Source organism: Rhizobium sp. 01N447_2 (genome assembly GCF_056399245.1).
Map to the genome: position 1 here is coordinate 1 of NZ_JBFTQY010000094.1, position 22,112 is coordinate 22,112.

24 protein-coding genes and 1 pseudogene are annotated in these 22,112 nt (G+C 57.2%); 13 read left to right on the top strand and 12 right to left on the bottom strand.

Annotation, left to right across the window (positions count from 1 at the left end; genetic code table 11):
• The first annotated feature begins 151 nt into the window (after positions 1-151).
• Complete coding sequence (locus tag AC1ECN_RS34650; RefSeq protein WP_222334063.1) at positions 152-412, top strand: hypothetical protein; 261 nt, start codon at positions 152-154, stop codon at positions 410-412.
• A gap of 219 nt (positions 413-631) precedes the next feature.
• Here the strand turns inward: AC1ECN_RS34650 and AC1ECN_RS34655 are convergent, their stop codons facing one another.
• Together AC1ECN_RS34655 and AC1ECN_RS34660 are read right to left on the bottom strand one after the other, a co-directional pair.
• Entirely contained in the window at positions 632-1,120 is a 489-nt protein-coding gene (locus AC1ECN_RS34655; protein WP_222334051.1) for an invasion associated locus B family protein, read from the bottom strand.
• A gap of 656 nt (positions 1,121-1,776) precedes the next feature.
• Complete coding sequence (locus tag AC1ECN_RS34660; RefSeq protein WP_261321057.1) at positions 1,777-3,471, bottom strand: chloride channel protein; 1,695 nt, start codon at positions 3,469-3,471, stop codon at positions 1,777-1,779.
• Between the two features lie 688 nt (positions 3,472-4,159).
• Between AC1ECN_RS34660 and AC1ECN_RS34665 the strand changes: the two genes are divergently transcribed.
• A complete protein-coding gene (locus AC1ECN_RS34665) occupies positions 4,160-4,582 on the top strand; it encodes a MarR family winged helix-turn-helix transcriptional regulator (RefSeq protein WP_222334046.1) in 423 nt (140 codons plus the stop codon).
• A gap of 149 nt (positions 4,583-4,731) precedes the next feature.
• Here AC1ECN_RS34665 and AC1ECN_RS34670 read toward each other — a convergent pair.
• A pseudogene (locus tag AC1ECN_RS34670) lies at positions 4,732-4,952 on the bottom strand (LysR substrate-binding domain-containing protein); the annotation flags it as partial.
• Positions 4,953-5,317: 365 nt separating this feature from the next.
• Between AC1ECN_RS34670 and AC1ECN_RS34675 the strand changes: the two are divergent.
• Complete coding sequence (locus AC1ECN_RS34675; RefSeq protein WP_315855611.1) at positions 5,318-5,449, top strand: transposase; 132 nt, start codon at positions 5,318-5,320, stop codon at positions 5,447-5,449.
• Between the two features lie 207 nt (positions 5,450-5,656).
• Here the strand turns inward: AC1ECN_RS34675 and AC1ECN_RS34680 are convergent, their stop codons facing one another.
• The 4 genes from AC1ECN_RS34680 to AC1ECN_RS34695 form a co-directional block, all read right to left on the bottom strand.
• On the bottom strand, positions 5,657-6,109 hold the full coding sequence (locus AC1ECN_RS34680; protein ID WP_222334044.1) for a GreA/GreB family elongation factor: 453 nt from the start codon (positions 6,107-6,109) through the stop codon (positions 5,657-5,659).
• A 180-nt stretch (positions 6,110-6,289) separates the two neighbouring features.
• Entirely contained in the window at positions 6,290-6,580 is a 291-nt protein-coding gene (locus AC1ECN_RS34685; protein ID WP_222334042.1) for a hypothetical protein, read from the bottom strand.
• A gap of 703 nt (positions 6,581-7,283) precedes the next feature.
• Complete coding sequence (locus AC1ECN_RS34690) at positions 7,284-7,808, bottom strand: GreA/GreB family elongation factor (RefSeq protein ID WP_477955556.1); 525 nt, start codon at positions 7,806-7,808, stop codon at positions 7,284-7,286.
• A gap of 870 nt (positions 7,809-8,678) precedes the next feature.
• Positions 8,679-9,053, bottom strand: a complete 375-nt coding sequence (locus tag AC1ECN_RS34695) for a GreA/GreB family elongation factor (protein ID WP_261321053.1) — start codon at positions 9,051-9,053, stop codon at positions 8,679-8,681.
• Positions 9,054-9,107: 54 nt separating this feature from the next.
• Between AC1ECN_RS34695 and AC1ECN_RS34700 the strand changes: the two genes are divergently transcribed.
• Positions 9,108-9,362 (top strand): hypothetical protein, encoded by a 255-nt coding sequence (locus AC1ECN_RS34700; RefSeq protein ID WP_222334038.1) that lies wholly within the window; start codon positions 9,108-9,110, stop codon positions 9,360-9,362.
• A 325-nt stretch (positions 9,363-9,687) separates the two neighbouring features.
• Positions 9,688-10,101, top strand: coding sequence for a nucleoside diphosphate kinase regulator (gene rnk / locus AC1ECN_RS34705; RefSeq protein ID WP_222334037.1), 414 nt, complete (start codon positions 9,688-9,690; stop codon positions 10,099-10,101).
• 206 nt (positions 10,102-10,307) lie between these two features.
• On the opposite strand, the gene AC1ECN_RS34710 is transcribed toward rnk, so the two are convergent.
• A complete protein-coding gene (locus AC1ECN_RS34710) occupies positions 10,308-10,574 on the bottom strand; it encodes a helix-turn-helix domain-containing protein (RefSeq protein ID WP_222334035.1) in 267 nt (88 codons plus the stop codon).
• A gap of 115 nt (positions 10,575-10,689) precedes the next feature.
• Here AC1ECN_RS34710 and AC1ECN_RS34715 point away from each other — a divergent pair, with 115 nt between their 5' ends.
• The 6 genes from AC1ECN_RS34715 to mnhG are packed head-to-tail and all read left to right on the top strand — an operon-like array spanning position 10,690 to position 16,662.
• Positions 10,690-13,593 (top strand): monovalent cation/H+ antiporter subunit A, encoded by a 2,904-nt coding sequence (locus AC1ECN_RS34715; protein WP_477955562.1) that lies wholly within the window; start codon positions 10,690-10,692, stop codon positions 13,591-13,593.
• Positions 13,593-13,931 (top strand): Na+/H+ antiporter subunit C, encoded by a 339-nt coding sequence (locus AC1ECN_RS34720; RefSeq protein ID WP_130660647.1) that lies wholly within the window; start codon positions 13,593-13,595, stop codon positions 13,929-13,931. The genes AC1ECN_RS34715 and AC1ECN_RS34720 overlap by 1 nt, the downstream gene beginning before the upstream one ends.
• Positions 13,928-15,547: a monovalent cation/H+ antiporter subunit D gene (locus AC1ECN_RS34725; RefSeq protein WP_222334032.1), complete on the top strand. Its 1,620-nt coding sequence runs from the start codon at positions 13,928-13,930 to the stop codon at positions 15,545-15,547. The genes AC1ECN_RS34720 and AC1ECN_RS34725 overlap by 4 nt, the downstream gene beginning before the upstream one ends.
• A 1-nt stretch (position 15,548) precedes the next feature.
• A complete protein-coding gene (locus AC1ECN_RS34730; protein WP_130685713.1) occupies positions 15,549-16,025 on the top strand; it encodes a Na+/H+ antiporter subunit E in 477 nt (158 codons plus the stop codon).
• On the top strand, positions 16,022-16,303 hold the full coding sequence (locus AC1ECN_RS34735) for a K+/H+ antiporter subunit F (protein ID WP_130657956.1): 282 nt from the start codon (positions 16,022-16,024) through the stop codon (positions 16,301-16,303). The genes AC1ECN_RS34730 and AC1ECN_RS34735 overlap by 4 nt, the downstream gene beginning before the upstream one ends.
• Positions 16,300-16,662 carry a monovalent cation/H(+) antiporter subunit G gene (mnhG, locus tag AC1ECN_RS34740; protein WP_222334030.1) on the top strand — a complete coding sequence of 121 codons (363 nt, stop codon included), beginning with the start codon at positions 16,300-16,302 and terminating at the stop codon, positions 16,660-16,662. Before AC1ECN_RS34735 ends, mnhG begins: the two co-directional genes overlap by 4 nt.
• A 160-nt stretch (positions 16,663-16,822) precedes the next feature.
• Here mnhG and AC1ECN_RS34745 read toward each other — a convergent pair whose 3' ends face one another.
• Positions 16,823-17,719: a universal stress protein gene (locus AC1ECN_RS34745; protein WP_138387142.1), complete on the bottom strand. Its 897-nt coding sequence runs from the start codon at positions 17,717-17,719 to the stop codon at positions 16,823-16,825.
• A 560-nt stretch (positions 17,720-18,279) separates the two neighbouring features.
• Between AC1ECN_RS34745 and AC1ECN_RS34750 the strand changes: the two genes are divergently transcribed.
• Positions 18,280-19,131: a LysR family transcriptional regulator gene (locus AC1ECN_RS34750; protein WP_222334028.1), complete on the top strand. Its 852-nt coding sequence runs from the start codon at positions 18,280-18,282 to the stop codon at positions 19,129-19,131.
• An 8-nt stretch (positions 19,132-19,139) separates the two neighbouring features.
• Here the strand turns inward: AC1ECN_RS34750 and AC1ECN_RS34755 are convergent, their stop codons facing one another.
• The 3 genes from AC1ECN_RS34755 to AC1ECN_RS34765 all read right to left on the bottom strand — a co-directional run bounded on the left by AC1ECN_RS34755 (position 19,140) and on the right by AC1ECN_RS34765 (position 20,978).
• The gene (locus tag AC1ECN_RS34755; protein WP_222334026.1) at positions 19,140-19,931 is read right to left on the bottom strand and encodes an ATP-binding protein; all 792 of its coding nucleotides are present in this window, start codon (positions 19,929-19,931) and stop codon (positions 19,140-19,142) included.
• 109 nt (positions 19,932-20,040) lie between these two features.
• Positions 20,041-20,568, bottom strand: a complete 528-nt coding sequence (locus tag AC1ECN_RS34760) for a plastocyanin/azurin family copper-binding protein (RefSeq protein ID WP_222334024.1) — start codon at positions 20,566-20,568, stop codon at positions 20,041-20,043.
• A complete protein-coding gene (locus AC1ECN_RS34765; RefSeq protein WP_222335532.1) occupies positions 20,565-20,978 on the bottom strand; it encodes a DUF5602 domain-containing protein in 414 nt (137 codons plus the stop codon). Before AC1ECN_RS34765 ends, AC1ECN_RS34760 begins: the two co-directional genes overlap by 4 nt.
• A gap of 498 nt (positions 20,979-21,476) precedes the next feature.
• Here AC1ECN_RS34765 and AC1ECN_RS34770 point away from each other — a divergent pair, with 498 nt between their 5' ends.
• Positions 21,477-21,977 (top strand): PTS sugar transporter subunit IIA, encoded by a 501-nt coding sequence (locus AC1ECN_RS34770; RefSeq protein WP_130657961.1) that lies wholly within the window; start codon positions 21,477-21,479, stop codon positions 21,975-21,977.
• Positions 21,978-22,112 lie beyond the last annotated feature (135 nt).

A 22,112-nucleotide genomic window follows, 5' to 3' on the forward strand; every position in this document is an offset into this window, starting at 1 on the left:
GCCGTCGTCCTGTTCGTCGCGGAGATATGGGGCAGAGCGATCTACGCCTTTTTGCAGCTCTGAGCCCTTAGATACATCATCACGTGATAATTTCCCTTGAATTGGAACGGTTGCTCGCGGCGCTCATTACTCCTGCGGAGGAGTCACTCTCATGCAACCTTTCCTGATCGAGCCATCGCGCGCCTACCTATCGGGCAATGCCAATCGGCCAAGTTACGCATCGCGGATCGAAAACGGCGCCGTCGCCTACCGTGAATTCCATTTCGGCATCGCCTTTTCCCGGACGGACACCTTGGACGAATTTGCCAAGTGGGCGCATGAGGACGTCGAGTTGATAGAACGACGCGAGGTTTCGAGCCGCTGCGGCAGACCACGTGATGTTCGGAGGGCGGTCAACAATGAGAGAATTTAAGAGACAGGACGAAGAAGAAGCTCGTTACGATGTTCGAAGCCTACGCCTGCGCTATAGTCTTGGCCGGCACGAGGCAGAACGAGTTCTTCAGCGGTTTGGCAACTCAAAAAAGGAACTGGATCTACTCCTTTCAGCCCGTGGCAGGACTCCCAGGCATCGCCCGAAGGAATTTGCGACACCCGAGCAGAGAGCCCCGTTTGGAATAGGCTGAATTCTCCCTCACCTGCAGTGGGCAACGCGCTCGAGCGCCGCGGTCACCCCTGTGAGTGAGTAGGTATAGCTTGTACGGGTGCCTCGCGCCGACGTCGCATGCAACGTCATTTGGCTGCCAGCCCGAAGTGCATTGACGAGTTCGGGTGCGAGAGCGGCGTCGGAAACCCAGGCGGTGTTGTCCTTGACGAACATTTCGAATGACTTGTCTCCGATTGAAACCTCCACGGTCGAGCCAGATTTCAATGTGTATCCGAGGACGGCTTCAGGTTCATTGCCGCTTCCCTTCTCCGCTGGCGCGATCAGGAAATAATTCTTTCCATGATCCACGTTGGCGGGTGCTGATTCCGTCGGGACCGAAAGCGCGTAGCAAACCCGAGATCCGTTTCTCATAAAGGAATAGACGCCCCAATCGCCGCTTTGAGACACCATCCTGGCCGCAGCATGGGCGGTCAATGGCATCGATGCGGCAATAGCAAGGCTGGCAAGTTTCCTCATGATTTTCCTCTTCCTGAAGTGTCGAAGTCAATACTCGCGGCTCGATCCTAGCGTCGGTTTGTCGCGCGTTTTCCGCGCAGGAATCTGACCTCTTCGAAGGTGATGCACCCGTTCACGACGTGGCCTTCCCAGACCCGATTTCCAAGTTGGCAGGTGAGCGTGAAACCCTCGCTCTCTCCGACGGCGGCGGTTGAGGAAAGCCTGATGAGATTTTGCTTGCAATATCTCTGGAACTCTCGCGTCGTGAGGCCCAGACGGTCGGCAAGCACTTCGTCTGAAAGTAAGAATTTGGGGTTCGGCACGTCGGACATGTTGAAGGTCGAGCTCGGCCACAGCAATATCATGACGTGATATAAATCATTCCTGACGGGCGGATCAACCCGTTGCCGCACTAAAAGGTCGCTCGGCGCGCTTTGGACGGAGAATCCAACTTCTCCAGCGTCCTTTCTGTCGAGGAACGCGATTGTTGTGCAACTTGAACGGCTAGATCTGCAGCCTGCGAAAGAAATTGAATTTGGGGATCCGGCCAAAGGCGGACGAGTCCAGCCGGGCTGAGTCTGGAGCTTGGTTATCCCTATACGCTGTAGCTACCTCGGACGGCTCTCGTTGAAGTGCGACCTGTACTCAGGTGACCTCATGCAGGCACTCTCCACAACTCAACCACTTGGCTGGTTTCTCCGCCCTAGGTAAGGCCTTCGATCGAGTTCGGCAGTTCTTAGCGAACTTCTGAGGCGCAGAAGATCCTTCCGGGCAATCAAGCCGAGAAGCTTCCCGTCACCTGCGTGGACGATCGGTATCCTGGCGCTATCGGTCGAAAGCATCAGGTCGGCTATGAAGCCCACGGTGTCGTCGGGATGACCGACCGGGATGGATGAGTCAGACACGCGCTCGCCTACAGTCTGGCCTCCGAGCTCCGGACTGGTTTGCCATCGTAGCGCGTCACCACGGGTTACGATCCCCTCAAGTTTTCCGTCCTCTGTGGTGACAGGGTATATACGATGCGTCTTCTCCCTTCCCGAGAAGAATGCGCACGCTTCAGCCACAGTCATCGTGGCGGAGAGCGTCTCAACGCTTTGAATCATAATTTCGCTAGCCCTGGTCAGTTCGAAGGGATCTACGCCGTATTCTCTCGTGATGTGTTGACCGCGACGTGCGACCTTTTCCGTCAAGATCGAACGACGAAGCAGGAGGACGGTAACGGCATACGCGGATACCGTTGCAACAAGCAGCGGAACCATGACACTAGAGTCTCCTGTTATCTCGAATGCGAAGAACGCCCCGGTGAGTGGTGCGCGCATTGTTCCGCCCATCATCGCCGCCATGCCAAGGAGGGCCCAGAAACCGGGCTCTCCCGGGAAGGCGAGCCCGACGAGCCATCCAAGCGCACCGCCGAGGATCAAAAGCGGAGCGAGAACGCCGCCCGAGGTTCCCGAAGACAATGCCACAAGCCAAATCCCTGCCTTGACCACGAGGACTGCAATAATGGCTCTGGCGACCATGTGACTGTTCAAGAGGTCCGAGATGATGTCGTAACCTACACCGAGGGCTCTTGGTTCGATCAGGCCTCCCAAGCCCACGATAAGCCCCCCAATGGCGGGCCACCACATCCAGTGGAAAGGAAGTTTTTCGAACGCATCCTCGATTCGATAGAGAAGGGTTGTCAGCAACCCTGATTGAAGGCCGGAGATCACGCCCATGACGACGCAGAGAAGTATTCCCCACCACTCCAGGTGAACGTGGAAGTCCGTCGGGAAAAGGGGTCCTTCAGTGAAGATGAAAGGTCGCCAGCACACCGATACGGATGCCGCGACAGCAACCGGGATGAAGCTCCGTGGCTTCCATTCAAACAGTAGTAGCTCGACTGCTAGCATGACCGCGGCGATCGGGGAGCCGAAGATGGCGGTCATGCCCGCTGCCGCACCCGCAACAAGTAGCGTCTTGCGCTCTGCCGAGCTCATGTCGAAGAATTGGGCGAACAGCGATCCTATCGCTCCGCCCGTCATGATGATTGGACCTTCCGCGCCGAACGGACCTCCGGTTCCGATGGAGATGGCGGAGGAGAGTGGTTTCAGAAGGGCAACCTTTGGCGACATGCGGCTGCCACCGATTAGGATTGCTTCAATCGCCTCAGGTATTCCGTGCCCTCGGATTTTTTCGGATCCGAACCTGGCCATCAGGCCGATGACGAGACCGCCTATGACAGGCGCGGCGACCATCCATACAGATCGGGGAGCGCCTGCGAGCGATGACGGGACAATACTCCAATGACCGAACCAGACCAGGTTCGTTACTAGCGAAATGAGGCTGACAAGCGCCCAAGCGGCCAACGCACCGCCGGTACCGATGATCATAGCCATTCCGACAAGAAGCAGGACCCGCCGGTCTGTTGTGAAGTCACCAGCCTCGCGACGCGCCAGGCCTCCGGTGAAATCGTGTTGAGGGTGGTTTCGAGGTGGAGGAGTCACGGCCAATTCTTTCTCCAAGCGTAGGTGATGCGGCTGAGTGTTGGCCGCGACATATATCGTGCTACGATATAAATCAACGGTGTTAACGCCCGAGGCGGAAATGACGCGACCGCAGTCAGAAAAATTGACGGCCGAGGATTGCGAGGCGTTGGACAGTCTCCGGTACGCGCTGAGACGGTTCATGAACTTCAGTTCATACGAGGCCCGGAAACTCTGGACCCGCCCATCAACCAGGCGCTTAGAAACTAAAGGCCCGCTGAAACCGCAATGGATGTTGGTCGAACGCTCCTCAAAGCCGTTGCTAGCGCCTCGAGCGGCAACGGGCTTTGACAGTTCGAGGAGGACGGACCGACCGAAAGACAAGCGGTTAAGTCAGGTGGTCGGTGGCAAGCTCACGTTCTAATTCCGAAGGCTGAGAAAGTTCCGCGAGGGTCTCTGCGGAGCCAATCTCCGCAAATCAGGAAAATGATCCCGAACTCTTGCTCCCCTGAGATTTGCAGGACCGCCGGAAACTGGAAAAGATTACATGGATGGCGTAATCATCGCCTCGCGGAAGCCAACACGAAGAGGACGAATGACCGGAGCGAAGAAGATATTGAGCACCGCGGATTACCAGATGCTGGCGACGCTGCGGTTCACATTGCGAAAGTTTTCTGATTTCAGCACGTCGGCTGCGCAGGAAGAAGGACTGCCCTCTCAGCAACATCAGGCCTTGCTTGCGATTAAGGGCCATGCGGGTTCCGAAGCAATGACGATTGGGCTGTTGGCGAGCAGACTGCTCATAGCGCCTCATACCGCGACTGAACTCGTCAACCGCCTGACGCGAAGCGGACTCGTCGCCCGCAAGGTGGATTCTGCTGACAAAAGACGACAATTCCTGGAGCTGACCGGGAAGGCCGAGGAAATCATGCTCCGCCTGACCTCGACGCATATGACTGAGATCAAGGAGATGGCTCCTGAATTGATCCTGCTTTTACAGAAATTGCAAGATTCCTGAGGCCTTTCTGATTGCAAACGCGCCTGGTAGTTGGCCAAGCAAATCATCTTCTGCAGCAGCCGAGCCGCGCAATGCTGCATGATGCCGGTTTGTCACGCCAGCGTGAGCCGTAAGGGGGCGGATACCTCARCCGTCCTCATCGATGGGTCCTAGGCAACAGCTTCGACCAGAAAGTCCAGGACGGTACGGACGCGCAAAGGAAGGTTGCGGCGCCAAGCGTGGACGACAGTTATCGGCAGCCGCACAGGCGGAAAATCGGGCATCAAYCGAAGGAGCCGTCCCGCGGCGATGTCCTCGCCGGCAATTATGTGAGAGAGGGCGGCCAGGCCGCCCCGGCAAGGGCTGCAAGGTGTACCGCCGCGTCATCGTTCACGGCCGCCGATAGCCAGCGGGGATTGTTTCAGGATCGACCTGGCCGCTTCCCGTCATGACTTGCCAGTAGGCCTCACCGACCGCATGGATGATTGCGTTTTCTATGCTGCTTGCGACCATATTGCCTTCGGCCGAGTGTGCCGCGGCGACGTGAGCGACCTGCGGAGCTTGATAATCACCTCCGCTTTTCCACGGAGGATGATAATGAGCGCTGATAGTGTCATGGTTGCTATATAGCCCTTGAATTGAGCCAGAGAACGTGGCTGGTCGGCTACCTCTTGCCTGGCTCGGATAAGGTGCAGACGATTACGGCTGCCGGCGGCAACGATCGGCGAAATCGGCGCTGCAAACTTGGTCGCAGAAGTGTTCGATCGAACATTTAAGAACCGAAAGCATCTGGCCTCTTACCTCGGACTGTCTCCCAGCCCGTATGCCAGTGGAGAGTGCGCCGAGATCAGGGCATCAGCAAAGTGGGCAACAAACAAGCATGCGTGATGCTGATCGAATTGGCCTGGTGTTGGCTCAAGTACCAACCGCAAAGCGAGCTCACGCGACGGTATCGCTACCGCTTCTCGGGGCGTGGAAGTCGGACTGGAGAGGTCGGAATAGTCGCTTTGGCTCGCAAACTTGCAATGGCATTCTGGCGGTTCATCGAAGACGGTGTAGTGCCCGAAGGGGCCACTCTATCTATCGCCCCCAGGTTCATCGAGCGGCCGCCGCCCGTCGCGGAACCGCTGAGGTGACTGCATTGACGAGCCGGAAACGTGGTGCAGGAGCTTGGAAATCGAGCCGCAAGACATCTATTCTTTGTGGCAAACCAATGTCCGTTTCTATGTTGATCGTCCGTCCCGCTCTCATGCCGATCATTCCCAATCCCAGAATGGATTTCACCGAAACCGTGTAAACAGGAAAGTCGCGGCTCTCATTCTGTACCACGTAGGCTGTCCTTGCGGCGCCTCCATTGACGCAGAACGTCACGCTACTGCCTATCGTCACGGCATCATCTGGAACCCTGAAGGGAGGGCAGATTGCAGCCTGCAACAGCTTGCTTCTAAGCAACCGGCTGTAGGCGTTGTCACGAAGGTCCTGATCAAGAATTTCTTGCAGAATCGCGTGGTCGTTCGTTGTTAGGTAACACGCAAGCGGCGTAATCATAGCATTCCTCCTTGGATCGAAATAATCCGCTATTTGGCGGGCGCCCTTGCCGCCGGTTGCGCCTCTCCCAGATGGAAGTCGAACGCCCGTCTCAATCCTAAATCGGCTGAGTGGCGTTTATGCAAGCCCGTGCGGGAGCTCACTTTTCCAATCGTCGTGAGCGGTCTCCCTACCCAGATCTTACCAAGATCCCGCCTCCTCAACCGCTGCCTCGAGCACGCCGAGTGCATAGTCGACAGTCGCCTTTTCGTCCTCGGCACACAATTTGAGCGACAGGCATCTTTCTTTAAGATTATGCAGTATCCGCCGTCGAACTTTTGAAACTGCGGGTGCATGCTCATGTCGTAGAAGTTCTTCTAAACAAGCAACGGCAACGACTTCGAAAACCAGCAACTTTCCTTCAACTTCACCTTGCGTAGGGATCGCCATACGCTCACCGCCGCGCTTAAAATCCCGCTCAGTAGACAGCATAACGTTCTCCTCGCCTCCAAACCTCTTCGTCTGTGAAGAGCGTCAACGAGGCTCTTTTCGACATGTTTCTCGTTTCAAGTGCAGGTGTTGAATTCCCCTATGCGGAAAAACGGTTTGCCACACGCTCCTCTGACAAGATGACAGGCAAGATGCCGACTAGACGAGACCGAATCGCCGGCATGGAGGCAGCGCTGCAAGAGAAGTCAGGACCGCGACCGTCTTATTCGCGTACGAAATTGGCATCTGCACCAACGAGGATATTGCATTGCTCCTATTTGACAAACGAATTCGAATGCCGGTTGAATGCAACTTCTTTGTTGGATAATCAGAGGGAGATCACCTGCTCCAGGACGTATGATTGTGGACGCCTAAACGATTGGCTAGACGGCGCAGAAGAAGGTGCGGACCGTGATCGACGGCGTCGTAACCCCTCATCAGCCCGACGAGCGCGGTGCCAGCACTGCGATGCACTTGGCCGAACAAACATTCAGGATCTGGCAAGGCAGCGGTCCAAGCTCGCTCACCCTGATTCGGATATCCGCGTCGGAAGGATCAGGGCGGCGAAATTGAGGCTCAAGCTTCGGCGACGCTGAACAACCGTTCTGAGGCCCCGTATCCGGATTGGAAGCGCGGTTTTCAAGCTGCCAATGATGGCGATCTCGGCCGTCCGAGATGCTGCTTCCCGTGCCCTAAGTGTTCCCGATCATGCGGCACTAGGACCAGGATCATCGTCATCGGAGATCACGATTTTCCTGGGCCGTGGCCGGAAATCGACCACTTGCGGGGCCTCGTCAATCAGTTCTGCGGCTTGCCGGCCATCCTCTTTCAGGCGGGTTTCCGCCTCAGGCTGAAACAGCACGCTCTCGACCGTTAGAACCTCAAACTCTCCGTCGTTTCCCGGAATTTCGGTCTTCGCCCCAACCGCCAGCCCCAAGAGCGCCAGGCCGCGCATCGAACAAACAGAGAGGGCGAGTCTGGGCAGTCCGCCTGCCGGTTTATGGACAAGAACATGCGGTCCGGCCCTCACGCCGTTGATGGTGTAGACGAGTTCGGTGTCGATCGTGACCACATTGGCGGGAATGTCCTCGCGAGAAAACACCCTCGAACGGTTAAACTTCTCTCGAAGCACGGCCGCGAACGGACCCGGGCGGTCCCCCTGCCGTTCGAGCATGGCCATCAAGACATTGGCGTCCTCGGCGGTCAATTGATAAAAAGCTTCTCTGGRCATGCTCATTTCTCCAGTAAATATAGTCGCTCACCTCGTCGATGGTCGGGGATACCGCAGCACCTCGATGAGGACCTCAGCGCAACCAAACTCGTATCTGGCGCGGCGGGAAGTTCGGGTCGCTACGTGAAATGGCGGTCTCGATCACCACGCGAGCCCCATCCGCTGCAGCCTCAGGGCTTGGATAGCGCGACGGCAACACCCCATCGAATACAGTCGAGCAGGCGTAAGCGGTCCCGCTCAGGCGGTCGTAGTGGAGCTGAACGTCGATAGCGTCCCCAGACGGATTATTGGTGACGGAATGATAGGTCATCGCGCCGCCTCACTTTGCGAAGGGTCGAGCCGGCTTTGTGCCTGCTCCCGGTGCCGTGCCATCAAATCTGCCGATCCGGAAATCATCTCTAGCCCGCACTGGAGCCGGTGGACCCTTCGCCTGGGCCCATTGATCGCGTGTGAATTTTCACACAGCTCCATCTCTGCAAGTTCAGGTTCCTGCAGACGGGGAATGGAACGGCCGACTAGGCCGCGCATGCGACCGAGTTTTCCTCGTTTCAATGCCTTCGCACGATCAAGCGGAGTAGCGTCGTCAAGCAGACGCCGCAGGATAGTAGTATCCCCATCAGAAAATATAAGGGACGAAAGGACCGTAGTCATCGTAGGTCTCCTATGGGTGTGCCAACGCTGGTTCAACAGGAACGCCCTGTGCCGACCACGATGGCAGCACAGGGCTACGGACCTGCGGTGAGGCAACCTCCCCGGTGTTTTCGGTATTTGCTGTCGCGCAAGAGCATTGATGTTCCTCGGGATGTGCTCACGTAGAGGAGCGCTAGTGCGAGAAGCCGGTGATTGGTCTTTCGGCAACGTGCACCACAGTCAGGTCGTTGAACTGACCGTCTTGAGAGACCACTGGCTGCTCTGCCCTTGCCGAAGGCCCAGAAGTGCCACCCCGATTGGAGCAAGCACGGATATTCTTGATGCCTCGGCATCGAGATCATCCGGATCTACGAGAGTGATGGTGCGGCGGGATGCGCCTTTGACATCGAAAGTAACGGTTGAACCGATCCCGACTGTACCGTCTGGCGACTGCCCATCCGGCACCACGACGATCTTCTCGAGTTTATCGACCAGTTCGGCCGAGGCGTGGCGGTCCTTCGCCGAGGCAGTTTTAGCAAGGCGTACGAGCGACGAGTAGTCTGTTGCTCCGAGAATGGACACGTGATGCATTGAAGAGGAAATACTGTTTGACATTGCTCGCGATACCTCCGGTGCAAGCGTGACGCTTGCCATGCATGCGATACTGTTTTGGAAGAATTGTCGGGCTATCAGCAAACTCTGGTGCTGACCGCTTTTACCCATGATCCGGCGGTCGACGATGGGCCGGATCCGCGTTACGATCCTGCGATCGGGCAGACCCTGAAGGCTTCGATCGGAAATATGTCGCGGTTGTTAAACATGGCCTTTAAGATCGTCAATGGGAGCCAAGAAGTCAAGCCATCCCGCCTCGCGTCCGGCATGTGGCGCGCTGCCGCATCCAATTCAGCTGGGCTTCTTTCCTGAACCTTCGGAAAACGCCACACAGAATTTGTAGATGTGGTCGCAGATTGGCAACATCGGGACAGCTCGGCCTTGGATTGAGCGAGTGCCTTGACTTCCCCCTCGGGAACGGCATCATCTCAGGACCATGACGAAGAACTCTCAATTTCGTAGCCGTCGCCTCCGCGGAGTGCGTCTTATCGAAGGACTCTAGCCCAGGGATCTTCGCAGCTGTCGCGCGCTTTAACCCTGGGATCGTCTCCGTCATTTGCTGGTTCCGCGCGACCTCCACCCACAAGACTCTGCTCTATCAGTGCGGCCTGAACGGCTGCGTGAGGATTCATGAAAAATGGAAACCGACTTATATACTGGCGTCAAACCACCGATCATCGTGCGCCAAACCGACCACTCCCGCCTCACCTCACTGGCGCTGGCGGCACCTGGTCGGGACCTCGACGTGGCTGATGAGCTCCTCGCCGAACTCGAGCGGGCTTCAGTGGTGATCGACGACAGTTTTCCACCCGAAGTGGTGGGCTTGGGCTCTACTGTCTCTTACGAGACAGAACGTGGGCAAGCGCGGACGGTCACTCTCTGCTATCCGGGACGTGCCGACATCGAGCGATCGATGGTGAGCGTGATGACCCCTGTAGGAGTAGCCCTCCTTGGGCTCTCGTCCGGACAGTCGATCAACTGGAGCGGTCGAGACGGGCACGTTCATAGGCTGACTGTAACATCGGTCGAAAACATCAAACCCTCTCGTTGAAGCCGTGAGAGGCAGGATGGCGGAAGAGGATTTCGTCTGTCGGGATTGGGCTGCAGCTTGCCGGAGGGCGCTAAAGCGCAATTTCGGCGGCTTGGCCGAGGCCTATTTTCGGCGAAGTTCGGAAGCAAAATGGTACACACATTACATCGCTCGACACCTTCTTTCCGAATTAACGACCGCTATTATTGGCGAAATACCCTGCTTGCTCATTCGTTGGAGCCATTGGTCGTGCCACAGATCGCCGTACCGTAGCCGAGAATGTCAACGAACATGACGCCTCCCTCTTTGAGAGCGCTGAGCAACTGCGCTTCCGTCGAGCGATGCAGCCCATGTCTATCTCCCTCGAAGTCGCGGATTGTACTGCGGGAGACTGTTGAGCGGGCGGCCAATTCCTCCTGGGTCCAACCAAGGAAACCGCGTGCGGCGCGACATAATGCCGGGGTGAGGCTGACTTCTACTGTGGCGCGACCCATATGACAGATATAGCCCAATGAGGGTAAAGTTTAAAGTTAGTGCTTCAGGGCGGCCAATTTTACGGCCGCCACTTCTACGTCAGGAGAGAATCCAATTGGGGTAAATGCAGCATCGATAGTTCTCGTGCTGATCGTCATCCTGCCTTTCGCAGGAAGCTTGCTGACGGCATTTTTACTCCGAACAAGTTCGAGAAGCCTGCCCGCTTCCATCGCCGGGGTCGTGACCGCAACTGTCGTGTTTTTCACGGCCGCTCTCTATCCGCTCGTTTCGAACGGAGGCGTTTTTAGGTTCGAGATCGAGTGGCTACCTCAGATAGGCGTTAATTTCACTCTGCGGCTGGATGCATTCGCATGGTTGTTCGCGATGATGGTCTCGATCATCGGGGTCCTGGTCGTCCTTTATGCACGCTACTATATGTCTGAAGAGKATCCGGTACCTCGGTTTTTCTCCTTTCTCCTGGCGTTTATGGGATCGATGCTGGGAATTATCCTTTCYGGCAACGTCATCCTGCTCTCCGTGTTCTGGGAACTTACGAGCCTCACTTCGTTCCTCTTAATCAGCTACTGGAACCAAAACCCTGCGGCACGCGATGGTGCGCGAATGGCGTTGACCGTGACTGCGACCGGTGGCTTCTGCCTCCTGGTCGGGTTGGTGATCCTTGGAAACATCGCCGGAAGTTATGACCTCGACGTCATCCTCTCCTCGGCGGACGTGATCAAAGCTCATCCGCTTTACCTGACGTGCCTGGTCTTAATCCTCCTTGGCGCTTTCACAAAGAGCGCACAATTCCCGTTCCATTTCTGGCTGCCGAACGCGATGGCTGCGCCCACGCCCGTATCGGCCTATCTTCACTCCGCGACGATGGTTAAGGCGGGCGTGTTCCTGCTGGCGCGCCTTTCGCCGGCGCTTTCGGGAACCTACGATTGGTTCATGCTCGTCGGTCTCGCAGGCATTTTGACGCTTCTGCTCGGCGCTTATTTTGCGATGTTCCAGCAGGATCTCAAAGGGCTGCTGGCCTATTCGACGATTAGCCATCTAGGACTGATCACCACTCTCCTCAGCCTGGGAAGCCCGCTTGCCACGGTTGCCGCGATCTTTCACATGGTAAATCATGCCACCTTCAAGGCATCGCTGTTCATGGCAGCCGGCATTATCGACCACGAAACCGGCACACGCGACATGCGACGTCTCAGCGGTCTGTTACGCCATCTGCCCATAACGGGTCGGCTCGCCATGGTCGCCAGCGCAGCCATGGCGGGGGTCCCACTCCTCAACGGCTTCCTCTCCAAGGAAATGTTCTTCGCTGAAGCGGTAGAGACACATGCCCACTCGTGGTTGGATACTGCGACACCATACCTGGCCGTTTTAGCCAGCGCCTTCAGCGTCGCCTATTCAATCAGGTTCATCTATTCGGTTTTCTTTGGACCGCCTTCAACCGACCTCCCTAACCAACACCCACACGAACCACCGCGTTGGATGCGCTTCCCCATCGAATTCCTGGTCATTGCCTGTCTCGTTGTTGGCATCGTTCCAAACCTGACGATCGGCCCTTTTCTACATGCTGCGGCTGTTAGTGTTCTTGGCCAGTCCACGCCGCAATACAGCCTTTCGGTCTGGCACGGATTGAACATTCCGTTCCTGATGAGCCTCGTTGCGCTGTCGGCCGGGTGCGCGATCTTTGTAGGCTTCCGGAAATACTTCGCGCGCTGCGACGGCCCCCCCGTGTTCCGGCACTTTGCCGGTCAACGAATATTCGAGCGGGTCCTCGTGACCGTATCATGGCGCTGGGCAAGAAGTCTGGAGATCTGGCTTGGGACAAGGAGGCTGCAACCACAGCTCAGATGGATTACGCTTCTTGGCTTCCTGGCCGCTCTTCTACCGCTCTACCTCGCCGGTTTTCAGTCGCGAGCGATATCTCCATCCGACCTTAACGTACCTTTTCTCGGGCTCTGGATGATCGGCTGCTGCCTTGCGCTTGGAACGGCTTACCTTGCAAAGTACCATCGACTGGCGGCTCTGGTGATGCTGGGTGGGGTTGGATTGATCGTGTGCATCACGTTTCTCTGGCTCTCGGCACCGGATCTTGCCCTTACCCAGTTACTCGTTGAGATCGTGACCACCGTTCTCATTCTTCTCGGACTGCGATGGTTGCCGAAGCGAGTAGCGGCTCTCAAAGAAGAGATGACTTTCAGATCCCGGTTCCGACGGTTCCGAGACTTCCTGCTTGCCGCCGCCTGCGGTGTTGGCATGGCTTTCATCTCCTACGCCGTGATGACAATGACAGTGCCAGACGCAATTTCCAACTTCTTCCTCGACAACGCCCATAGCCAAGGGGGCGGCCGCAATGTTGTCAATGTGATCCTCGTCGACTTTCGAGGCTTCGACACGCTCGGGGAAATCACCGTTCTCGGAATTGTTGCCCTTACCGTCTACGCCCTCCTTCGCCGCTTCCGGCCCGCCCCAGATAGCCTCGCTCCACCCGCACAGCAGCAGGTCCAGTCTCTTTTTGACGAGGAGCAGCCGGACCGTCACTCAGGCGACACCGTGCGTGACTATCTCCTCGTGCCCTCGGTCATCATGCAATGGCTTTTTCCTGTCATCATCACATTGGCGCTTTATGTGTTCATCCGCGGCCACGACCTGCCAGGTGGCGGGTTCTCCGCAGGTCTGACTATGTCGATCGCATTCTTGCTGCAATATCTCTCCGGCGGCACCCGCTGGGCCGAAGAGCGACTCCGTGTCTTGCCACTGCGCTGGATGGGGTCCGGGCTGATCACCGCGGGAGGGGCAGGCATCGGTGCCTGGTTGTTCGGCTACCCCTTTTTGACCTCCCATTCCCGCTACCTGGAACTCCCGCTCATCGGGACGGTGCCGGCGGCGACCGCGATGATCTTCGACCTTGGCGTTTTCCTGTTGGTTGTGGGCTCCACCGTGCTCATTCTCGTCGCGCTCGCCCATCAATCGATCCGGATCAATCGGATCCGAGCGTTGGACGAACCGAGGAAAGGAGCGGAATAATGGAGCTCGTCCTTGCTGCAGCAATAGGTTTCATGACCGCCTGTGGGATCTGGCTCATACTCCGCCCGAGGACCTATCAAGTGATCGTCGGCCTCTCGCTTCTCTCATATGCCGTAAACCTGTTCATTTTCGGAGTAGGAGGCGTGAAGTCGGACAAGCCTCCGATCCTCGTCGATGGCGTCTCGGTCACAACGCTGGCCGATCCCGTTCCGCAGGCTCTTGTCCTTACTGCGATCGTCATAGGTTTCGCCACCACTGCCCTGTTCCTGGTAGTCCTGCTCGCCTCCCGTGGGCTGACGGGCAGCGACCACGTCGATGGAAGGAACGATCCGCGATGATCGTTTGGTCGCAGCATCTGATAATCCTACCGATCCTGATCCCCCTCATTTTTGGTGCGGGCCTTCTGTTCATTCCAGATCGCCAGCGATCAATAAAGGCGCTGGTCAGTCTATCGGGGACCGTGGCACTGGCYGGTGCCGCCCTTCTATTGATCGCGAATGCGGGGGAAAGCACTTTCGAGGGCGTCTATTTGCTAGGCAATTGGGCGGCTCCATTCGGCATCGTCCTCGTGATCGATCGCCTATCTGCCCTCATGGTGAGTCTAACGGCAATCCTCGCCGTGCCTGTGCTGACCTTTTCGCTGGCTCGTTGGCACTCCGCCGGAGCGCACTTCCACAGCCTGTTCCAGTTCTTACTAATGGGCCTGAACGGCGCTTTCCTGACAGGGGATCTGTTCAACCTCTTCGTGTTTTTCGAGGTGATGCTGGCGGCATCCTACGGGCTGATCCTACACGGCTCGGGGACGCTTCGGGTGAAGGCCGGAATGCACTACATTGCCATAAACCTTGCTGCTGCCCTCCTCTTCCTGATCGGTGTCAGTCTTGTTTACGGCACCGCGGGAACGCTGAACATGGCCGATCTTGCAGAACGGCTGCCAACGATCGAGCCGGATCGCCGCATGCTGCTGGAAGCGGGAGCAGCCGTTCTCGGTGTTGCATTTCTCATCAAGGCCGGCATGTGGCCGCTCTGCTTCTGGCTCCCCAGTGCCTACAGTGTTGCCGCAGCTCCGGTCGCCGCAATTCTCACCCTGATGAGCAAGGTGGGTATCTACATCATTCTGCGTCTTACGATGCTCATGTTTTCCGAAGGACCGTCCGCCGGCCTCGGCTCAGATGTACTGCTTTATGGGGGATTGGCTACCTTGGCGTTTGGYACGATTGGGGTTCTGGCATCGCAGGCGCTGGGACGGATGGGCGCATATTCTGTTCTCGTCTCTTCCGGTACCCTTTTAGCCGTCATTGGGTTGAATAATGGGGCGGCATCTTCGGGAGCGCTTATATACCTCGTCAGTTCCACCCTGACGCTCGGAGCGTTTTTCATGCTGGTAGAACTTGTCGAGCGAGGCCAGGACGCGGGGGCTTCTGTTTTGGCAGTGACGATGGAACTCTACGGCGATGCCGACAACGAGGTACCCGAGGAGGGCCAAGGAGCGACCATGCCGGCGACACTAGCGATACTGGGTATCTGCTTTGCCGCCTGCGCCGTTCTTTTGTCTGGCCTTCCTCCCCTGTCAGGCTTTGTCGCGAAATTCATTATGCTCTCCGCCTTGGTCGGACCTGGGTCTGTAGGAGCCCCCACGGCGACCGCAATGCTATTCGTATTCCTTATCATCCTCGGCGGCCTTGCAACGCTCATTGCGTTCACGCGCGCTGGGATCCGAACATTCTGGAGCTCGATTGAGGGGACGGTGCCGCGAGTGCTCGTCCTGGAAATTGTTCCGGTAATGCTGATCCTGGCGATGACGGCTACCTTGGCCGTCAAAGCCGGACCGGCGCTTGCCTATACGGATGCGACCGTGCGCACGATCGCCGATCCTCAGGTTTACATCGAGGCTGTCAAACGCGTGGTTCCTCTACAATCCTGGCGCGATCACACACCGGCTCCAGGGGAGTGACATGTTTCCGTATCCGCTACTGACGATTTCCTTACTGGGGATGTGGCTCCTGCTCAATGGCGTCACGATCGGCCAAGTGCTGCTTGGCAGCATCGTCGCAGTGTGTTCGACCTGGGCGTTGGCCGCGTTGCGACCGGAAAAGCCGAAGTTGCGCAAATGGTATCTCCTTCCAAAGCTATTCGGCCTCGTGATGCTCGACATCATCCGCTCGAACATCAGCGCGAGCGTCGTCATTCTACGAGGACGAACAAGGGGGCATCGGTCTGCGTTCATCAATGTCCCACTCGAGCTGAAAGATCCTACCGCTCTCGCGGTCCTTGCCATCATCGTTACGGGCACTCCGGGCTCCGCCTGGCTCGAATACGACTCGCGCAACAGCTCGGTTCTGCTTCACGTCCTGGATCTCGATGACGAGGACGAATGGCGGGATCTTCTCAAAAACCGCTACGAAACGCTGCTGCTGGAGATTTTCTCATGAGCACGATCATCATACTCACCGCCGTCAGCCTTGCCCAACTGATGCTGACGATCGCCATCGCCATATTGTCTGTGCGAATGTTCTACGGGCCACGCGCGCAGGATCGAATCCTCGGGCTCGACGCGCTCTACGTCAACTCAATGCTGCTGCTGTCAGTCTTCGGTATCGGCACCGGAAAGACCGTGTACTTCGAAGCCTCCCTGGTGATCGCGCTGCTTGGCTTCGTTGGGAGCGTTTCCATGGCCAAGTTCCTGATGCGCGGGGAAGTGATCGAATGACGTATTCCGCTGCCGACACGCCGGTTTGGTTGGCTCTTTTTATCGCCTTCTTCATTCTCGTTGGGGCGGGGTTGGCCTTGATCGGGGCCATCGGCTTTGCGAAACTGCCCACCTTCTATGAGCGCATTCACGCTCCTACCCTCTCAACGAGTTGGGGAACCGGCGGCATCATGACTGCTTCCATCCTGTTCTTCAGCGTGGCCGGAGGTCGCCTGATAGTGCACGAAGTGTTGATCGGAGTTTTCATCACTGTGACTACTCCGGTAACCTTGATGCTTCTTGCGAGGGCGGCGCTATATCGGGACAGGTTTGAAAAGAATCCCGATGTGCCGCTGCGGAGCGGCCAGGTCGAACCCTAACGTCGCACTTCTGCGGTGGCACGTGGGGCGCATGCAGGGGACGATGGCCAACAGACGTTGCCCCACACGCGGGTCTCGGTCCGGCGCGTCTCCAGGATGGGCTCAGCAAACTCATCGCTATTCAGCTCAGCCTAACGTCGGCATTCCGGGGCGGACCTCACTAAAAACTTGGAGGAACCACCAGCACATCACTCTCGATCTCATTCACAATTCGAGATGCCACGCTGCCCAGGAGGAAATTCATCACGTCTGTGCGGCCATGGGTCCCAACAATGACAAGGTCGAGGTCCCCCTGGTCTACCACGGGGCGCAGGGCGTCCACCACGTCACCATCTCTCACAGTGATATCGAACCTGTTCCGCGCGGCCGCGCCAGCGGCCTCGACGGCGAACCTCGCGCATTCACCGATCGCGAACTGTTCAACTTGGCGTGTGTAAGCCGCTTTGTCCTCCGCCCACATCCGGTAAGGCGGATCGATAACGTGAAAAAGTCCATGCCGGCCATTGGGGAACCAATTCAGGGCAACCCGCAAAGCGGTGCTAGACGACGCTGTTAGGTCGGTGGCCACCAACGTTCGTGACCTTGTGTCCAGGAGCTTCTTCTTCACCACGAGCACCGGAACAAGTGATGACCTCGCCAGAGCCATGACGGTGCTGCCCATCGGCAGTACGCCCAGTATCATGCTTCCTGCCAGGCCGGTGACGATCAGATCAGCCCGCTCTCTCGTCGCCAGTGCCTGAACTACTGTTGCCGGTCTTCCGCTTTCGACGTGAACGGACGAGCGAAGACCCTCGACCCCTGCCAGATCTTCGCGCAGGCGCTTGGCGTTTCGGCGCGCAGCGACCTGGTGAGCATGGCGGACCGAGGCGTTGGCAGCTACGCCGGCATCGTCGATTGCATGAACAGCTGTGAGACTGGCATTCCATTCGATGGCAAGCTGCACCGCGCGATCCTGCGCGCGATCACATCGCGCCGTGAAGTCGGTGGCGAAAACAATATGACTTGGTACCTGGTTGACGACTGCATCGCCCGACACATCCAGTGAAGGATTGAACATGTTTCTATTCCCATGATCTGAGACGCGTCGGTCGCTCGATGCGGGTCCGGCACGTCAGCGGCAGGCTTTGCCGACCGCATGGCTACGTTCTTCGCGACCGCAGACCGACTGGATGTTCCAGCATAAGTTGCGGTTTCGCAAACTCGTCGCGTACAAAAGCAGAAGCTATGTAGATTGAACCCAAGACGCGGGAGCGACAGAACCCGGTCCGGGTCTAGTGCTCTGCGATAGAGCAGATCCGGATGCAAGAGCAGGAGTATATGTCGCGGGTCTTCATAGCAGCATCTTCGCCCGCGAGCATCAACGAGTCAAGTCGAGGGCACTGGGACGCATAAGCGAAACGGCGGGAACCCCGGTGATTCCCATGAGGACGGCGCGACCAGAAGATGACCCGACGCTGTCGGCAGCGAAGGCTTGTTTCCGACCCCTCCCCCCGCGACCGCTTGCAGCGAGCGGCTCAGGGTTGCACGCCAGATAGGTTCACCAAAACTCACACCTCGTCCCGAAGTTGACAAACGAAGTTGATTGACATTTGAACGCAAGTTTTATGCTATACGTCGATGGATATTGAGCTTGCCCGTACATTTCTGGAAATCGTTTCAACGGGTAGCTTTGTTCGCGCAGCAGAACGCTTGAATGTCGCCCAAACGACGGTCAGCGCTAGAATTCGCAATTTAGAACAGTTGCTTGGTCGGCCGCTTTTCATTCGAAACAAGGCTGGAGCGTCTCTCACACCTGCTGGCGAGCAGTTTCTGCGCCACGCACCGGCGTTCGTCCAGTTGTGGCAGCGCACTCGTCAACAGGTCGCAGTACCAGCAGGCCACCGAGCGGTATTAACGATAGGCAGCGAAGTCACGCTTGCTCAACCGCTCTTGCTTAACTGGGTCAGATGGTTTCGCCAGACTCTCCCTGATATCGCTCTTCGCGTGCACGTCGACGTGCCCCAGGACCTGATCAATCAGGTCGCTTCAGGGATAGTGGACGTGGCGATAATGTATGCGCCGCAGCATCGCCCAGGCCTGAAAATCGAGCTGCTGGTGGAAGAAAAGCTCGTGCTTGTGACGACAAATCCTGAAGTAGAGCGCCTTGAGGAGGCGAACTACGTCCATATGGATTGGGGACCCGATTTCGTGCTGCACCACGACATGAACTTCCCAGATGTCACACCGAACCTGTCATTCGATCTTGGCACGTTGGCCCTTAGTTATGTTTTGATGAGCGGCGGCTCCGGATATTTCAGGATGAGCGCTGTTGAGCCGCATATAGCGGCGGGGCATCTCCACCTGGTACCCGACATGCCGCAATATTCGTATCCAGTTTACGCGGTGAGGTCTGCGAATGCCGACGAGAGTGTCGTAGGCGCTGCATTGACGGGATTACACGCTATCTCTAGAGGCAATATACAGGCCTAAGCGGCGGCTCAGATCGAGGGAAACAGGAGATCGACCGTGGTTCCGCATCCTCGCTCGCTGGCAATGCGTAGATAACCGCCAACCAACTGCATAGTCGCATGCACCTGGGCTAACCCCATCCCGGTGCCATTCTCGCCCTTGGTCGTAAAGAAGGGATCCAGCACCTTCTGCAATAGATCTGGATCCATTCCGCAGCCTTGGTCCTTGACGCGAAGGCACGCATAGGTTCCCGGCGGTGGCTCGCTGATTGCAATGTCCGTCTGGACAAAACGCTCTGTAAGTACTGAGATTTCCCCGCCGCACGGCATGGAATCCCGGGCATTGAGCACCAGATTGAGTAGGGCTGCCGCGAACAACGACGGATCGAGCCCACAGTTCGGCACGTCCGAACCAAGCACGAGCCGAATACGGACTTTTGTTCCCGTCCCATATTTAAGGATAGGCTTGAAAGAATTGATGAGCTCATTCAGGTCTCGTGCTCGGAGGTCGAGTTCTTTATAGTTCGCAAATGTAAGCAACTGCGACGTTAGCTCGACACCTCGATTGACGCCTTCCCGCGCCGCCGCAATATAGTCGCGCACGCTATCGGGGTGGTCCGCTTTTGTTTCGGCGAGCCTCAGGCCGGATTCTATGATCGCCAGGAGGTTCCTGAAATCATGGACAATACCGCCGGTCATCTCGCCCAAGGTTGAAAGTCGATACATTCCGCGTTCGCGCTGTTGGACCGCCTGCGCGCGACTGCTGCGTTCCGCCTGCGATGGCAGCGAAACCTCTTTCGGAAACGCCGTGTTGTCGGTCATGTTGCCCATCTCCCTGTTCACCGACGCCGTCAGGAAGCACCATTTCCCGTCCGCACCGTCCTCATCCATTCGCCTGGTCGGCTACTGCCGAACCTGTCGCCACGGCTCTTTACAAACGACGGACTATCCGCTTCGCCATTATCTCTTCGACCATCGGGAACGCCTTGAGGGCCTCGTCCGGGAGGCCACGGCTTGCAGCAGCCGACTCCATCCAGCCACCATGTACTTCTGGTTTCCCGACGATAATGCGACCGACCATTCCAGCGTGCTCATGGGGGATGCAGTAGTAGTCATAAACCCCTTGCTCGGTGAAGGTGACGGAGAAGCTCTCGTCGGGCAGGAGATAGTCTGAATCCCAGGAGTTTGCGGCTTCGGGAATGCGAAACGGTTTCCCGAAGTTTGCCGGATGATAGGCTGTGGTCGTATGCGAATTGCCGGGGTTTTGGTTGATCCATCGGATCATCTGACCGGGCTTGATCAAAACACCAATCGGATCGAACCAGACATGTGAGCCATCCGCACGACCCTGCATTCTGATCTCCACCACCTCTTGGGCCCGCACATCCTGTCGGGACAGGGAAAGGGCGGCGAGAAGCCCGCCACCCAAGCTCAGCACATCACGCCGCGCGACCGTCATTTGGCGACACCCGCTTCGCCGTCCGCTGCGACATGCCACAGCACCACATGGACATGTGGCTCTTCGACGCCTGGATGGCCGGCATTGTAGTAGACGTCGACATGGTCGACATTGCCGCCGGGCGCTGCAAGATTATCGAATGACTTTTCCGGGTTAAGATCCTTCGTCGGCAGCATATAAATCGTGCTGACAAGCTTTCCGTCGTGATCATAGGCAAGGAACGGACCGGCAGGCAGTGTCGCCGGATCGACGAAGAGTTGGCCCATGCCAGGCAAAAAATCAGGTAACTTCACCAGTTTGCTGACCCGCTGATAGGGGGCGGCCGGTGGCGATTTTGCGAAGTCATCCGCCGCCATGGCACAAACCGAGGTGGCGAGTGTAAGAACAGGTACGAGCAGCAGCTTTTTCATCGGGGAGATCCTTTTTCGTTAACTCGCGATTGCCAAAAGGTCCGCAGCCATGGGCCGCTCCGATCTGTCGCGCACAGCCATTGAAATGCTACCGATAAATATTAGTCCAATGAAATAAGATGGAATTTGAATGCAGTATTTCTGCACCGAGTAGTGGCCGCCACCACGTGCGGAATAAACGCCTCACATATAATGATTTCGCCAATTCGCCGCCCTCAATTGGAAGCAGACAGTTCGTTCGATTGTAAACTCAACTGAGATTCGCTGTTTCTTCGGCTATCTTGATTTCAAAAAAACTGCCCCCACCTTTAGAGCTATGAATATCTTCTTGGACCTTCGAGAACCACGACACCTTAAAGCAGGCCTCTAGCCCGGGCGCGAATTCACTGGCATCGCGTCCGGGTCCGCCAGCATCCCAATCCAATGTGACCCCGCTGCAGACGGAGTGCCAAACGCGCTTCGTTCGCATGTGCGCGGTTCGGCTTAGAGGCAACCACGATGATATTCAAAAACCTGTCAGAGAAAGACATCTTCCTTGACGTTGTGACGAAGGGGAAGCATTCGGCGCTATCCAAAATCGCGTTTAATATTGCGCAGAGGATCGAGGCTGATGATCAGGCTGTTCTCCGTGGCCTTTGGGAGCGCGAAAGTAGCGGAGCAACGGGTATTGGCCGGGGTATCGCTGTCCCGCATTCTCTGCTCGATTCGATTTCAAAGCCTGTTGCGTCGTTCACCCGATTAGCCGCTCCTATTGATTTCGGCAGCGCCGACGGCGATCCCGTCGACCTTGTTTTCACCTTACTTTGGCCGCGCTCTGCCGCTGCCGCCTTCCTGCCAGCGCTCGCACAACTGTGCCGGATGCTTCGGGCACCTCGGATCCGCGAGGGGCTCCGATTGGCACAATCCTCTGACGAGGTGATAACCATCCTAGATGGCGATCCTCGAGCGATCGACTGGCCAGTCCCAGAGCGCGCCGCCATATCGGTGTCCCTCAGATGAACGAATGCGACTAATCGCCATCGGCATGACGGATCAGGGCGCGAACAACCTTGCCGTCGTAACTTGCCCCGCGATTTGCGCGGTCCGTTGCTCCAACGCGCACAGACAGCCGACGTCGCGGCACCGGAAATGTCG

Bases quoted from the DNA above. Each gene is read 5' to 3' on its own strand.
- AC1ECN_RS34650 (WP_222334063.1), top strand. From the start codon at position 152: ATGCAACCTTTCCTGATCGAGCCATCGCGCGCCTACCTATCGGGCAAT.
- AC1ECN_RS34655 (WP_222334051.1), bottom strand. From the start codon at position 1,120: ATGAGGAAACTTGCCAGCCTTGCTATTGCCGCATCGATGCCATTGACC.
- AC1ECN_RS34660 (WP_261321057.1), bottom strand. From the start codon at position 3,471: ATGATCATCGGTACCGGCGGTGCGTTGGCCGCTTGGGCGCTTGTCAGC.
- AC1ECN_RS34665 (WP_222334046.1), top strand. From the start codon at position 4,160: ATGACCGGAGCGAAGAAGATATTGAGCACCGCGGATTACCAGATGCTG.
- AC1ECN_RS34680 (WP_222334044.1), bottom strand. From the start codon at position 6,109: ATGATTACGCCGCTTGCGTGTTACCTAACAACGAACGACCACGCGATT.
- AC1ECN_RS34685 (WP_222334042.1), bottom strand. From the start codon at position 6,580: ATGCTGTCTACTGAGCGGGATTTTAAGCGCGGCGGTGAGCGTATGGCG.
- AC1ECN_RS34695 (WP_261321053.1), bottom strand. From the start codon at position 9,053: ATGTCAAACAGTATTTCCTCTTCAATGCATCACGTGTCCATTCTCGGA.
- rnk (WP_222334037.1), top strand. From the start codon at position 9,688: ATGGAAACCGACTTATATACTGGCGTCAAACCACCGATCATCGTGCGC.
- AC1ECN_RS34710 (WP_222334035.1), bottom strand. From the start codon at position 10,574: ATGGGTCGCGCCACAGTAGAAGTCAGCCTCACCCCGGCATTATGTCGC.
- AC1ECN_RS34720 (WP_130660647.1), top strand. From the start codon at position 13,593: ATGGAGCTCGTCCTTGCTGCAGCAATAGGTTTCATGACCGCCTGTGGG.
- AC1ECN_RS34730 (WP_130685713.1), top strand. From the start codon at position 15,549: ATGTTTCCGTATCCGCTACTGACGATTTCCTTACTGGGGATGTGGCTC.
- AC1ECN_RS34735 (WP_130657956.1), top strand. From the start codon at position 16,022: ATGAGCACGATCATCATACTCACCGCCGTCAGCCTTGCCCAACTGATG.
- mnhG (WP_222334030.1), top strand. From the start codon at position 16,300: ATGACGTATTCCGCTGCCGACACGCCGGTTTGGTTGGCTCTTTTTATC.
- AC1ECN_RS34745 (WP_138387142.1), bottom strand. From the start codon at position 17,719: ATGTTCAATCCTTCACTGGATGTGTCGGGCGATGCAGTCGTCAACCAG.
- AC1ECN_RS34750 (WP_222334028.1), top strand. From the start codon at position 18,280: ATGGATATTGAGCTTGCCCGTACATTTCTGGAAATCGTTTCAACGGGT.
- AC1ECN_RS34755 (WP_222334026.1), bottom strand. From the start codon at position 19,931: ATGACCGACAACACGGCGTTTCCGAAAGAGGTTTCGCTGCCATCGCAG.
- AC1ECN_RS34760 (WP_222334024.1), bottom strand. From the start codon at position 20,568: ATGACGGTCGCGCGGCGTGATGTGCTGAGCTTGGGTGGCGGGCTTCTC.
- AC1ECN_RS34765 (WP_222335532.1), bottom strand. From the start codon at position 20,978: ATGAAAAAGCTGCTGCTCGTACCTGTTCTTACACTCGCCACCTCGGTT.
- AC1ECN_RS34770 (WP_130657961.1), top strand. From the start codon at position 21,477: ATGATATTCAAAAACCTGTCAGAGAAAGACATCTTCCTTGACGTTGTG.